The organism is Pseudomonas sp. BAV 4579, from assembly GCF_009765395.1.
In the GTDB taxonomy this organism is placed as follows: Bacteria; Pseudomonadota; Gammaproteobacteria; order Pseudomonadales; family Pseudomonadaceae; genus Chryseomonas; species Chryseomonas aestiva.
Window position 1 is genome coordinate 63,334 of sequence record NZ_WHOV01000003.1, and the last position, 13,038, is coordinate 76,371.

12 protein-coding genes and 1 tRNA gene are annotated in these 13,038 nt (G+C 64.5%); 8 read left to right on the forward strand and 5 right to left on the reverse strand.

The genetic code is table 11. The features are described from left to right. The first annotated feature begins 48 nt into the window (after positions 1-48). The 3 genes from GSQ95_RS01405 to GSQ95_RS01415 are packed head-to-tail and all read left to right on the forward strand — an operon-like array spanning position 49 to position 4,038. Positions 49-1,320, forward strand: coding sequence for a YeaH/YhbH family protein (locus GSQ95_RS01405; RefSeq protein ID WP_158891493.1), 1,272 nt, complete (start codon positions 49-51; stop codon positions 1,318-1,320). Beyond that, positions 1,317-2,858, forward strand: a complete 1,542-nt coding sequence (locus tag GSQ95_RS01410; RefSeq protein ID WP_158891491.1) for a SpoVR family protein — start codon at positions 1,317-1,319, stop codon at positions 2,856-2,858. Before GSQ95_RS01405 ends, GSQ95_RS01410 begins: the two co-directional genes overlap by 4 nt. 52 nt (positions 2,859-2,910) lie before the next feature. Then, complete coding sequence (locus GSQ95_RS01415; protein ID WP_158891488.1) at positions 2,911-4,038, forward strand: multifunctional CCA addition/repair protein; 1,128 nt, start codon at positions 2,911-2,913, stop codon at positions 4,036-4,038. Positions 4,039-4,270: 232 nt separating this feature from the next. Here GSQ95_RS01415 and folK read toward each other — a convergent pair whose 3' ends face one another. After that, positions 4,271-4,804 carry a 2-amino-4-hydroxy-6-hydroxymethyldihydropteridine diphosphokinase gene (gene folK, locus GSQ95_RS01420; protein WP_158891486.1) on the reverse strand — a complete coding sequence of 178 codons (534 nt, stop codon included), beginning with the start codon at positions 4,802-4,804 and terminating at the stop codon, positions 4,271-4,273. Continuing rightward, positions 4,801-5,154, reverse strand: a complete 354-nt coding sequence (gene folB, locus GSQ95_RS01425) for a dihydroneopterin aldolase (RefSeq protein WP_158891484.1) — start codon at positions 5,152-5,154, stop codon at positions 4,801-4,803. Before folB ends, folK begins: the two co-directional genes overlap by 4 nt. A 110-nt stretch (positions 5,155-5,264) precedes the next feature. Here folB and plsY point away from each other — a divergent pair, with 110 nt between their 5' ends. Then, positions 5,265-5,834: a glycerol-3-phosphate 1-O-acyltransferase PlsY gene (gene plsY, locus GSQ95_RS01430; RefSeq protein WP_158891482.1), complete on the forward strand. Its 570-nt coding sequence runs from the start codon at positions 5,265-5,267 to the stop codon at positions 5,832-5,834. 45 nt (positions 5,835-5,879) lie between these two features. On the opposite strand, the gene tsaD is transcribed toward plsY, so the two are convergent. Beyond that, positions 5,880-6,905: a tRNA (adenosine(37)-N6)-threonylcarbamoyltransferase complex transferase subunit TsaD gene (gene tsaD / locus GSQ95_RS01435; protein WP_158891481.1), complete on the reverse strand. Its 1,026-nt coding sequence runs from the start codon at positions 6,903-6,905 to the stop codon at positions 5,880-5,882. Between the two features lie 205 nt (positions 6,906-7,110). On the opposite strand from tsaD, the gene rpsU reads away from it, so the two are divergent. From rpsU to GSQ95_RS01455, 4 genes are all read left to right on the forward strand, one after another. Beyond that, entirely contained in the window at positions 7,111-7,326 is a 216-nt protein-coding gene (gene rpsU, locus GSQ95_RS01440; RefSeq protein ID WP_007159750.1) for a 30S ribosomal protein S21, read from the forward strand. Between the two features lie 163 nt (positions 7,327-7,489). Then, positions 7,490-9,397 (forward strand): DNA primase, encoded by a 1,908-nt coding sequence (gene dnaG / locus GSQ95_RS01445; RefSeq protein ID WP_158891479.1) that lies wholly within the window; start codon positions 7,490-7,492, stop codon positions 9,395-9,397. A gap of 76 nt (positions 9,398-9,473) precedes the next feature. Continuing rightward, complete coding sequence (gene rpoD, locus GSQ95_RS01450) at positions 9,474-11,327, forward strand: RNA polymerase sigma factor RpoD (RefSeq protein ID WP_158891477.1); 1,854 nt, start codon at positions 9,474-9,476, stop codon at positions 11,325-11,327. Between the two features lie 104 nt (positions 11,328-11,431). After that, positions 11,432-11,508: transfer RNA gene (locus GSQ95_RS01455), tRNA-Ile, on the forward strand. Between the two features lie 81 nt (positions 11,509-11,589). On the opposite strand, the gene GSQ95_RS01460 is transcribed toward GSQ95_RS01455, so the two are convergent. Both GSQ95_RS01460 and GSQ95_RS01465 read right to left on the reverse strand, forming a co-directional pair. Then, on the reverse strand, positions 11,590-12,777 hold the full coding sequence (locus GSQ95_RS01460; protein WP_158891475.1) for a type II toxin-antitoxin system HipA family toxin: 1,188 nt from the start codon (positions 12,775-12,777) through the stop codon (positions 11,590-11,592). Further along, the gene (locus GSQ95_RS01465) at positions 12,777-13,028 is read right to left on the reverse strand and encodes a helix-turn-helix transcriptional regulator (RefSeq protein ID WP_158891539.1); all 252 of its coding nucleotides are present in this window, start codon (positions 13,026-13,028) and stop codon (positions 12,777-12,779) included. The genes GSQ95_RS01460 and GSQ95_RS01465 overlap by 1 nt, the downstream gene beginning before the upstream one ends. Between the last annotated feature and the right edge of the window lie 10 nt (positions 13,029-13,038).

Below are 13,038 nucleotides of genomic sequence, written 5' to 3' on the forward strand. Positions count from 1 at the left end.
GCGCCAGCCGCGTCGTCGTGGTGTCCTGCAATAGCCCGGAGGGCCTGTATGAGCTATGTCATCGACCGGCGTCTAAACGGCAAGAACAAGAGCACGGTGAACCGCACGCGGTTTCTGCGGCGTTATCGTGAGCACATCAAGAAGGCGGTCGAGGAAGCCGTGAGCCGGCGCTCCATCACCGACATGGAACACGGCGAGCAGATCAGCATTCCTGCCCGCGACATCGACGAACCCGCCCTCTATCAGGGCAAGGGCGGCCGCCAGACCATCGTCCATCCGGGCAACAAGGAATTCGTCAGCGGCGAACGCATCGCCCGCCCCCAGGGCGGCGGCGGTGGTCAGGGCCAGGGCAAGGCCAGCAACAGTGGCGAAGGCATGGACGAATTCGCCTTCCAGATCACCCAGGACGAATTCCTCGACTTCATGTTCGAGGACCTGGAGCTGCCCAACCTGGTCAAGAAGCAGCTGACCGGCACCGATACCTTCAAGACGGTCCGCGCCGGCATCAGCAACGAGGGCAATCCTGCCCGCATCAATATCATCCGTACCCTGCGCGCCTCCCATGCGCGACGCATCGCCCTTTCCGGCGGCAGTCGCAACAAGCTGCGCGAAGCCAGGGCGGAGCTGGCGCGGCTGCGGGTGGAGGAACCCGACAACCTGGGCGACATCCAGGCACTGGAGGCCGAGATCGAGCGGCTGCGCGCGCGCATCGACAAGGTGCCCTTCCTCGACACCTTCGACCTCAAGTACAACCTGCTGTCCAAGCAACCCAGTCCCAGCTCCAAGGCGGTGATGTTCTGCCTGATGGACGTCTCCGGCTCCATGACCCAGGCCACCAAGGACATCGCCAAGCGGTTCTACATCCTGCTCTACCTGTTTCTCAAGCGTAACTACGAGCGCATCGAGGTGGTGTTCATCCGGCACCACACCAGTGCCAAGGAAGTGGACGAGGAAGAGTTCTTCTACTCCCGGGAGACCGGCGGCACCATCGTCTCCAGTGCCCTCAAGCTGATGCAGGAGGTCATGGCCGCGCGCTATCCGGTCAACGAGTGGAATCTCTATGCCGCCCAGGCCTCCGACGGCGACAACTGGAACGACGACTCGCCCCTCTGCCGGGAGATCCTGACCAAGCAGATCCTGCCGTTCATGCAGTACTACACCTATGTAGAGATCACCCCGCGCGAGCACCAGGCGTTGTGGTACGAATACGAGAACGTCCGCGGCGCCTTCCCGGATTCCTTCTCGCAGCAGCAGATCGTCTCGGCGGGGGATATCTATCCCGTGTTCCGCGAATTGTTCCAGCGGAGACTCTTGTCATGAAACGTGAGCCCATCTCCACCGGCTCGGAATGGACCTTCGAGCTGATCCAGACCTACGACCGGGAGATCGCCCGGATCGCCAAGCGCTATACGCTGGACACCTATCCCAACCAGATCGAGGTGATCACCGCCGAGCAGATGATGGATGCCTATGCCTCCGTCGGCATGCCCATCGGCTACAACCACTGGTCCTACGGCAAGCACTTCCTGCACACCGAGAAGCACTACAGCCGCGGCCAGATGGGCCTGGCCTACGAGATCGTGATCAATTCCGATCCCTGCATCGCCTACCTCATGGAAGAGAACACCATGACCATGCAGGCGCTGGTGATCGCCCATGCCTGCTACGGTCACAACAGCTTCTTCAAGGGCAACTACCTGTTCCGCACCTGGACCGATGCCAGCTCCATCATCGACTACCTGGTGTTCGCCAAGCAGTACATCACCCAGTGCGAGGAACGCCATGGCATCGATGCCGTGGAAGAACTGCTGGATTCCTGCCATGCGCTGATGAACTACGGGGTAGATCGCTACAAGCGGCCCTACCCCATCTCCGCCGCCGAGGAACGCCAGCGGCAGAAGGAGCGCGAAGAGCAGTTGCAGCGGCAAGTCAACGACCTCTGGCGGACCATTCCCAAGATGGCCGGCAAGGAGTCGCATGACGAAGGGGCGCGCTTCCCCAGCGAACCCCAGGAAAACATCCTCTATTTCGTGGAAAAGCACGCGCCGCTGCTGGAGCCCTGGCAGCGCGAGGTGATCCGCATCGTGCGCAAGATCGCCCAGTACTTCTATCCCCAGCGCCAGACCCAGGTGATGAACGAAGGCTGGGCCACCTTCTGGCACTACACCCTGCTCAACGATCTCTACGACGAGGGCCTGGTCACCGAAGGCTTCATGTTCGAATTCCTGCAATCTCACGCCGGGGTGATCTACCAGCCGGGCTTCGACAGTCCCTACTACAGTGGCATCAACCCCTATACCCTCGGCTTCGCCATGTTCCGCGACATCCGGCGCATCTGCGAGGACCCCACGGAAGAAGACCGCCGCTGGTTCCCCGACATCGCCGGCAGCGACTGGCTGGCCACCGTCACCTTTGCCATGAAGAGCTTCAAGGACGAAAGCTTCATCCTGCAGTACCTCTCGCCCAAGGTGATCCGCGACCTCAAGCTGTTCAGCATCCTCGATGACGACCAGCGCGACGAACTGGAGGTGGCGGCCATCCATGACGACTGCGGCTATCGTCTGATCCGCGAGCAACTCGCCGCCCAGTACAACCTGGGCAATCGCGAGCCCAATGTGCAGATCTGGAACGTGGACCGGCGTGGCGATCGTTCGCTCACCCTTCGCCACTTCCAGCATGACCGCAAGCCGCTGGGCAACTCCACGGACGAGGTGCTCAAGCACCTGCACCGGCTCTGGGGGTTCGACATCCGCCTGGAAAGCATGAGGGGCGAAGATGTCACCCACAGCTTCCAGGTTCCGCCCCGCCACGAGAGCCGCGACCATGACCGGCGTCTGGATCTGGCTTCGCCGATCTGAGCCGAGCCAGGCTTTCGGGCTATCCTAGGCCTCCGCAAGGAGGTCTTTTTCTATGCAAATCTACAAGGTGGGCGGCGCCGTGCGCGATCGCCTGCTCGGCCGACCGGTGACCGAAGTCGACTGGGTCGTGGTGGGCGCCACTGCCGAAGCCCTCGCTGCCCAGGGTTATCGTCCCGTGGGTGCCGACTTCCCGGTGTTCCTGCATCCCCGGACCGGTGAGGAATACGCCCTCGCCCGTACCGAACGCAAGAGCGGGCGCGGCTATGGCGGCTTCACCTTTCACGCCGCACCCGACGTCACCCTGGAACAGGATCTGATCCGCCGCGACCTGACCGTCAATGCCATGGCCGAAGACGACGATGGCCAGGTCATAGACCCCTATGGCGGGCGCGCGGATCTTCAGGCGCGCCTGTTGCGTCACGTCTCGCCGGCCTTCGCCGAAGATCCATTGCGCGTGGTGCGCGTCGCCCGTTTCGCCGCCCGCTATTGCAGCCTGGGTTTCCAGGTGGCGCCGGAAACGCTGCTGCTGATGCAGAAGATGGTCGCCAGCGGCGAACTGGATGCCCTGACCGCCGAGCGGTTGTGGAAGGAAATCTCGCGTGCCCTGCTCGAAGAGCGGCCCGATGTCTTCATTCGAGTGCTGCACGACTGCGGCGCCCTGACTGCGCTGCTGCCGGAGGTGGCTGCCGGGTTCACTGGCGAGCAGCCCGAACCGGGCGCCCGGGCATATGCCACCCTGCGCCAGAGCGCCGAGGTCCAGGCCTCGCTGAACGTACGCTGGGCCTGCCTGTTGCTGGACGTACCGGCAGAGCAGCACGCGGCCGTCAACGCCCGCCTCAAGGTCCCGCGCGACCCGGCCGAGTTGGCATTGCTGCTGGTACGTCACAGACCCACGGCCCTGCAGGCCCGGCAGCTGACGCCGGAGGCCTGGTTCGAACTGCTGCAGGGTTTCGATGTGCTGCGCCGTCCGGCGCGCTTCGAGGAATTCCTCCAGGCCTGCGCCTGTGCGGCGGCAGTCAGGACCGAAGAAGGCGAGCCACCGCTGGCCTTGCTGCGCCAAGCAGCCGAGGTGTTGCGTGGGGTCGAGGTCCAACCCCTGGTCGCCCAGGGCTTCAAGGGCGCGGCCCTCGGCGAGGCGCTCAAACAGGCCCGCATCGACGCCCTGGCCCAGCTTTCGTAGGTTGGCGCTGAGCACAGCGCAGCTCTTCCCTAGCGACCCTCTCCGTGAGGGAGAAGGGGTTGTCCGAGCGAAGCGGAGCCTGTGTTAGAGCCGTAGCGTGGAAAACGGCGCAGCCTTTTCCACTGGGGAGCCTTCGCGAGGCGTGTCCTCACCCCAGCCCTCTCCCAAAGGGAGAGGGGGGAAGAGCTCCCGTAGGTTGGGTTGAGCGCAGCGAAGCCTAACAACCGCCGCGCTATACCCGATCGGCGTTGAGCAGCGTCGCCGGTGTCAACTCGACATCCTTCCAGCGGAACGCCACCGGCCGCAACACCTGGGTGGTCTGGCCGCGCATCTCCTGCCACAGCTCATCGAGCCGGCGGCCGTTGTCCGGATGCCGCCGCTCGCCGGCCAGCAGGGCCAGCGGCCAGAGCACGAAGGCATTGCGCAGGATCTCGGCGCGCGGCAGGGTCAGGCCGGCGAACTCGCCGGTCAGGTCGCCATGCAGCAGGATGTCGATGTCCAGCGGCAGGCCCTGGCGATCCGGCGCATAGCGACCGCTGCGGGTTTCGATGGCCTTGAGTCTCTGACTCAGGGCCGCCGGGTCGAGCGCCGTGTCACCGGTCACCACCAGATTGAAGAAGGGCGCGCTGCGGATACCCACGGCTTCGCTTTCGAACACCGGCGAGCACTGCATGGCGGTCAGCAGCGTCGCGAGTTCATCCAGGGCCATGCCCAGGTGCTGCTCGCGCTGGATATTGCTGCCCAGCCCCAGATAGACCCGGGTCACGCCTGCCCCCGCTCGATCTCCACGCCCACGCCGCGGGCGGTCGGCACCGCGCCGGGCTTGGTGATGCGCAGGCGCAGCCAGGGCAGCTTGAATTCCGCCTGCAACAGCGCAGCCAGGCGCTCGGCAAAGGTTTCCACCAGCTCGAAGGCGGTCTCGTGGGCGAAGGCGGTGATGCGCTCGGCCACCGCCGCATAGTTCAGGGTGTGTTCGAGTTCGTCGTTCGCCGCCGCCGCGCGGATATCCCAGCCCATGGCGAGATCGATGCGCAGGCACTGGCGGATGTCACGCTCCCAGTCATACACCCCTATCACGGTGTCAACCTCGAGTCCCTCGATGAAAACCTTATCCACTGCCTTTGCCTCGCACCTTTGCCGTGCTCTGTGTGATCGTCGCCGCCGGCCTATCGTCGGGCGGCGGGCTGTCGGTAGAATCGAGCCTTCTCCTGGCGCGGAACCCTACCATGTTCTGGCTGCTGCTCCTGCTGGCCTATCTGCTGGGCTCGCTGTCCTTCGCCGTACTGCTCAGTCGCCTGTTCGGCACCCGCGACCCGCGTCACGACGGCTCCGGCAATCCCGGCGCCAGCAACATGCTGCGCCTGGCCGGGCGCAAGCTGGCGCTGCTGACCCTCGCCGGCGACCTGAGCAAGAGTCTGATTCCCGTGCTCATCGCCGAGCAGCTGGGGCTCTCGCCCCTGCAGCAGGCCTGGATCGGGCTGGCCGCCGTGGTCGGCCACCTCTATCCGCTGTACTTCCATTTCCGCGGTGGCAAGGGCGTCGCCACCGCGGCCGGGCTGCTGCTCGGCCTCTATCCACCGGCGGCCCTGCTGGGTCTGGTGCTCTGGGCTGCGGTGTTCGCCAGCCTGAGGATCGCCTCCCTGGCATCGCTGATCGCCGTGCTCGGCATCCTGCCGCTGTTCGCCTGGCAACGTGCGGATCTGCTGGCGCCCATGCTGCTGCTCGCCCTGCTCATCCTGATTCGCCACCGGCACAATCTGCGCGCCCTGCGCCAGGGGACCGAGCGTCATTTTTGACCCTGGCGCCGCCCGGGGATTACCCGGCGACGCCCTCCGCCCGTCTCAGAGCGCCGCCAACTGCTCCATGGGCCAGCGTGCCTTGACGGCGATGGCCGGACCTTCCTGCTGGCCGGCCAGCAGGCGCTGGCAACCGGCGTAGGCGATCATGGCGCCGTTGTCGGTGCAGAAGCGCGGCCGCGCATAGAAGACCTGGCCGCCCAGTTCGCCGAGCATCTGCTCCAGGTTCTGCCGCAGCGCCCGGTTGGCACTGACGCCCCCGGCGATCACCAGCGACTTGAGCCCGGTCTGCTTCAGCGCGCGCTTGCACTTGATCGCCAGGGTCTCGACCACCGCCGTCTGGAAGGCCAGGGCGATGTCGCAGCGGGTCTGCTCGCTGTCGCCACCGGCCGCCCGGCAGCGCTGCCAAGTGGTGAGGGTAAAGGTCTTGAGGCCGCTGAAGCTGAAGTCCAGGCCGGGCCGATCGGTCATGGGCCGCGGAAAGACGAACCGCCCCACGACGCCACGCTCGGCCAGGCGGGCGATCTCCGGTCCACCGGGATAGCTCAGGCCCAGCAGCTTGGCGGTCTTGTCGAAGGCCTCGCCGGCGGCATCGTCCAGGGACTCGCCCAGCACGCTGTAGCGGCCGATGCCATCGACCCGCACCAGCTGGGTATGGCCACCGGACACCAGCAGGGCGACGAAGGGGAATTGCGGCGGCTGCTCTTCGAGCATGGGCGCCAGCAGATGACCTTCCATATGGTGGACGCCCAGGGCAGGCACGCCCCAGGCCAGCGCCAGCGCCTGGGCGCAGGCCGCACCCACCAGCAGGGCGCCGACCAGGCCGGGGCCGGCGGTATAGGCGATGGCGTCCACGTCCGCGGGACGGCTGCCCGCCTCTTCCAGCACTTCGCGGATCAGCGGCAGCATGCGCTTGACGTGATCGCGCGAGGCCAGCTCCGGTACCACGCCACCGTAGACGCGATGCAGATCGATCTGGCTGAACAGCGCATCGGCCAGCAGGCCGCGCTCGCTGTCGTAGAGGGCGACGCCGGTTTCATCGCAGGACGTTTCCAGTCCCAGAACACGCATGGAGATAAGCCTTCGAGGGTATAGAATGTCAGGCTGCGCATGATAAGCGCCGCTTCCAGCACCGACCAGCGCTTTTCGTCCGCCGGGGGTTGGCAGCGGGGCAGTTGAAGCGTTACTATCCGCAACCCTTAAAAACCGACGCTTCCCGTGCCCTTTTGCCGCTAGCGTTGGATTAAACCTCGGTAAATTTGAAGGTACGACCTGGATGCCCAACGTCAAAGTCAAAGAAAACGAACCCTTCGACGTAGCGCTGCGTCGTTTCAAGCGTTCCTGCGAGAAGGCCGGTGTACTGGCCGAAGTTCGTAGCCGCGAGTTCTACGAAAAGCCCACCGCCGAGCGCAAGCGTAAAGCTGCCGCCGCGGTCAAGCGCCACGCCAAGAAAGTACAGCGCGAGCAGCGCCGTCGCGAGCGTCTGTACTGAGTTACAGCGCTTCTCTGGCGTCATCAAACAACCCGACCTCTGGTCGGGTTGTTTGTTTCTGGCCTTCCCGCTTCGCCCAGGCGCCCGCTGGCGCTAGACTCTCCTCCTGGCCATCTGGCCTGCCTCACCCTCCGCTCTTCGCTCCTCTATCCAGACGCTGACCATGGCCGGACTCATCCCGCAAGGCTTCATCGACGACCTGCTCAACCGCACCGACATCGTCGAAGTGGTGGGCGCACGGGTGAAGCTCAAGAAGGCCGGCAAGAACTGGATGGCCTGCTGCCCCTTCCATAACGAGAAGACGCCCTCCTTCAGCGTCAGCCCCGACAAGCAGTTCTACTACTGCTTCGGCTGCGGCGCCGGCGGCAACGCCCTGGGCTTCATCATGGACCACGACAACCTCGAATTTCCCGAGGCAGTCGAGGAACTGGCCAAGAAGGCCGGCGTGGACGTGCCGCGCGAGGAAAGCGGCGGTCGGCGCAAGCCGCGGCAACCCACCGACTCGCCGCTCTATCCGCTGCTGGCCGCGGCCGCCGAATTCTATCGCCTGGCGCTGCGCAACCATCCCAAGCGCCAGGCGGCGGTGGACTACCTGAAGAAGCGCGGCCTCACCGGCGAGATTGCCCGCGACTTCGGCCTGGGCTTCGCCCCGCCAGGCTGGGACAACCTGGGCAAGCACCTGGGCGGCGACGACCTGCAGCAGAAAGCCATGCTCGACGCCGGCCTGCTGGTGGAGAACGCCGAGAGCGGCAAGCGCTACGATCGCTTTCGCGACCGGGTCATCTTCCCGATCCGCGACAGCCGGGGCCGGGTGATCGCCTTTGGTGGTCGGGTGCTGGGCGACGACAAGCCCAAGTACCTCAACTCGCCGGAAACCCCGGTCTTCCACAAGGGCCAGGAACTCTACGGCCTGTTCGAGGCACGCAAGCACAACCGCGACCTGGACGAGATCCTCGTCGTGGAAGGCTACATGGACGTCATCGCCCTGGCCCAGCAGGGCATCCGCAACGTCGTGGCCACCCTGGGCACCGCCACCAGCGAAGAGCACATCAAGCGGCTGTTTCGCATCGTGCCGAGCATCCTGTTCTGCTTCGACGGCGACCAGGCCGGCCGCAGCGCCGCCTGGCGCGCGCTGGAATCGGCCCTGCCGGTGCTCAAGGACGGCTTCCGGGTGCGCTTCCTGTTCCTGCCCGAAGGCGAGGACCCCGACACCCTGGTGCGCGCCGAGGGGGCGGATGCCTTCCAGGCGCGCTTCGTCCAGCAGGCCCAGCCGCTGGCCGAGTATTTCTTCCAGCAACTGATGATCGAAGCGGACCCGGCCACCCTGGAAGGCAAGGCGCACCTGGCCACTCTGGCGGCGCCGTTGATCGAGAAGATTCCCGGCAACAACCTGCGCCTGCTGATGCGCCAGCGCCTGAGCGAACTCACCGGTCTCGGCAACGACGCCCTAAGCCAGCTGGCACCGTCCGCACCGGCGCAGGATGCACCACCCATGGACTATGGCGACTACGCCTACGCCCATGCCGAGGAAGCGCCGGCGCAGCAGCAGTGGACGCCACGCCGCGAGGGCAAGGGCGGGCGCGATGGCAAGGGCTGGAAAAAGGATTTCAACGGCAAGGGCGGCGGCGAACGAGCACCCCGCCAGCCACCGGTCAAGGTGGAGACCCCGGTGCTGGCCGCGCTGCGCAGCCTGCTGCACCACCCGAATCTGGCCCAGGCGGTACAGGACGCCCGCAACCTGGCCGAGGAAAGCGATCAGTACGCCCAGCTGCTGGTCGCCCTGGTCGAGGCGCTGCAGAAGAAGCCGGGACAGAGCACCCTGGCGCTCATCGCCCGCTGGCACGGCACCGAACAGGGGCGACTGCTGCGCGCCCTGGCGGAAAAAGAGTGGCTGATTGCCGGCGACAACCTTGAACAACAGTTTTTCGACACCATAACGAGGTTAGCCGCCAGCCAGCGTGATCGCTCGCTGGAGCAACTCCTACGCAAGGCGCGACAGAGCGAACTGAGCTCCGAAGACAAGGACCGCCTACGCGAACTCCTCAGCCGTCCGGCGGGGTCCGTGACCTAACTGGCACGACCACCGTCTAACCGGCTATAATGTTCAGCTATTTTTGCCCGCCTAAGCCTTCAGTGGAAGGGTACCTATGTCCGGAAAAGCGCAACAGCAATCCCGTCTGAAAGAATTGATCGCCCGCGGTCGTGAGCAGGGTTACCTGACTTACGCGGAGGTCAATGACCACCTACCGGAGGATATTTCAGATCCGGAACAGGTGGAAGACATCATCCGCATGATCAATGACATGGGGATCAACGTATTCGAGACCGCGCCGGACGCTGATGCCCTGCTGCTGGCGGAAACCGATACCGACGAAGCCGCCGCCGAAGAAGCCGCCGCCGCCCTGGCCGCGGTGGAAAGCGATGTCGGCCGTACCACCGACCCGGTGCGCATGTACATGCGTGAAATGGGTACCGTGGAACTGCTGACCCGCGAAGGTGAGATCGAGATCGCCAAGCGCATCGAGGAAGGCATCCGCGAAGTCATGGGCGCCATCGCCCAGTTCCCGGGCACCGTCGACTACATCCTCAGCGAATACACCCGCGTCACCACCGAAGGCGGTCGCCTGTCCGACGTCCTCGCCGGCTACATCGATCCCGACGACGGCAGCCTGCCGAACGAGAGCGAGGTCCTGCCCGTCCCGAACAAGGCCACCGATGCCAAGGCCGTGGACGACGAGAAGGACGACGAGGAAGAGAGCGACGACGCCGACGAGGAAGAAGGCGACGGCGGTCCGGATCCGGAAGAGGCTCGCCTGCGTTTCGGCGCGGTCGCCGAGCAGCTGGAAAAGACCAAGAAGGTGCTGAAGAAGCACGGCCGCGACAACGACCACGCCGTGGAAGAATTCGTCGCCCTGGGCCTGCTGTTCTCGCCGATCAAGCTGGTGCCCAAGCAGTACGAAGCCCTGGTGATCCGCGTGCGCGAATCCCTGGAGCGGGTGCGTGGCCTCGAGCGCGCCATCATGCAGCTCGCCGTGCGCGATGCGCGCATGCCGCGTGCCGATTTCCTGCGCCACTTCCCCGGCAACGAGACCAACACCGAATGGACCGCCGGCCTGCTCAAGGGCAAGCCCAAGTACGCCGAAGGTCTCGAGCGCTTCCAGGCCGACATCAAGGCCAAGCAGGCCCAGCTGGCCGAGCTGGAGCGTGACTACGAGCTGAAAGTCTCGCAGATCAAGGACATCAACCGCGCCATGTCCATCGGCGAGGCCAAGGCTCGCCGCGCCAAGAAGGAAATGGTCGAGGCGAACCTGCGCCTGGTGATCTCCATCGCCAAGAAGTACACCAACCGTGGTCTGCAATTCCTCGATCTGATCCAGGAAGGCAACATCGGCCTGATGAAGGCGGTGGACAAGTTCGAATACCGTCGTGGCTACAAGTTCTCCACCTATGCCACATGGTGGATTCGTCAGGCCATCACCCGCTCCATCGCCGACCAGGCGCGCACCATCCGGATTCCGGTGCACATGATCGAGACGATCAACAAGCTGAACCGGATCTCCCGCCAGATGCTGCAGGAGATGGGTCGCGAGCCGACCCCGGAAGAGCTGGGCGAGCGTATGGAGATGCCCGAGGACAAGATCCGCAAGGTGCTCAAGATCGCCAAGGAGCCGATCTCCATGGAGACGCCCATCGGCGACGACGAGGATTCGCACCTGGGCGATTTCATCGAGGACAGCTCCATGCAGTCCCCGATCGAAGTGGCCACCAGCGAAAGCCTCAAGGAAGCCACGCGCGACGTGCTCTCCGGCCTCACCGCCCGTGAAGCCAAGGTCCTGCGCATGCGTTTCGGCATCGACATGAACACCGACCACACCCTCGAGGAAGTGGGCAAGCAGTTCGACGTCACCCGCGAGCGTATCCGCCAGATCGAAGCCAAGGCCCTGCGCAAGCTGCGCCACCCGTCCCGCAGCGAGCACCTGCGCTCCTTCCTCGACGAGTAAGGCGCCCACGCTGCACCAGAAACCGGAGCCCAGGCTCCGGTTTTTTTATGCCCGACAAGGGTTTGGCGATCCCCGCCACCCCCGGTATACTCCACCGCGCTATAGGGCCTATAGCTCAGTTGGTTAGAGCAGAGGACTCATAATCCTTTGGTCCACGGTTCAAGTCCGTGTGGGCCCACCACCTTTCAGGAGCCGCGCGTTGCGCGGCTTTTTTGTGCCTGGGATTTGGGGCCTTCGCCCTGCCTTTCCGAGTCCTCGTGCTTTAGCCGAACGTCTGCACGAAGGGCGCAGCGCTGTGCCGGATGGCAGCGACAATCTGTGGCGCCTGATTGCAAAGCTCAGTCGAACGCTGCAGTACCCGCTCCAGCGCTTCCAGCTGAGAGCGAATCACCTCGGCCGGTCGCGCCACATCGCAGACATCCGCAAAATCCAGCAAACCCTGACGCGAGGCGAACAGCGACTTGTTGCGAATCAATTCCAGCGCCAGCACATCTTCGGGAAGGTAGGCGGTGGTGTTGACGATGTCGTAGGCGGGCGCCAGCCGTGCATCGCGCTGGGTAGGGTCGGCATAGAGCAAGCCGAAGTTCTTCAGATGCGCATCGCCATTGCCGAGGATGCAGCTCAGGCTCACCGTGGCGAAGAGTTGCGCCAGCGAAGAGCGGACATGTTCGGGCGCGCAGAACAGGCGGATGGCCTTGGCGATCGCCGAATAGCTCTTGCTGTACTTCTGCTCCGCTGCCAGCCCCATCAGGGCAGCCATATCTTCGAAGCCGAGAGGTTCAAGATGTTCGTCGCGGTCGAACCGGCGCATGACGAAGAGCTTGGCGTTGCTGGAGAGATGGAACTCGGGCACCGGGATACCGTCCTCTCGCGCCACGGCCATGCAGAGGTATTCGTTGATCGCCAGGCCCGGAAATTCGTCTCGACCGCTCTTGATGATCAACTCGGCGGTTCTCGAGGTGAAGCGGGCATCCCCCCGCTCGGGCACCAGCACCTTGGGCTGTACGCCGGAGATACCGGCGCGCAGGATGTAGCGATCCACCAATTCGACGAACAGGTCTTCCGTGCCATCCCAGGCGAGAATCTCGCTGAGCCGTTCGCCTGGAAAGCGCTGGCGTTCCAGCAGTGTATCGATCTCGGGCGATGTCACCGTCACGCGACCGATGGGCGAACTACTGCCCGTCAGGGCCAGCAGAGCCATGGGATCCAGAGGTACCAGCTTGGCCAACCTGTTGCGTAGCTGCTCCAGTACATAGCCTTCCGGCAAATTCATCTGGAAGATCGGATGCAGTTCGCGACGGCGATAGTCATCCAGGCGCACCGGCATCAGCAGGCTGATGGCAGCCCTTGCCGAAGCACCGTCCTGGTAGCGGAACAGGTAGTCGCCATCCTGAGCCATGAGCGCTCCGCTTTCGCCTGCAGGGGTTGCGACGCGCAGCCGGGTCTTCATCAGTCGAATACCCCTTGAATCTCGTCCAAGGTCGGCAAGGCGGCAGGGACTATTGCCAGCTCGCAATCCAGGGCTGCGAGCGCTCGTGCGTAGGCTGCCATGCCGACACGGGAGTCTCCTCGCTCCACGGCGATAATCTTTTGGCGGGTAAGGCCTGCCAGTTCGGCAAGACTCGCTTGCGTAAGGCCTCGATTGAGGCGCCGGTGGCGGAGTTGGTTGCCCAAACGCTGACTGATCAGCTCGCTATCCATGTTCTGCATA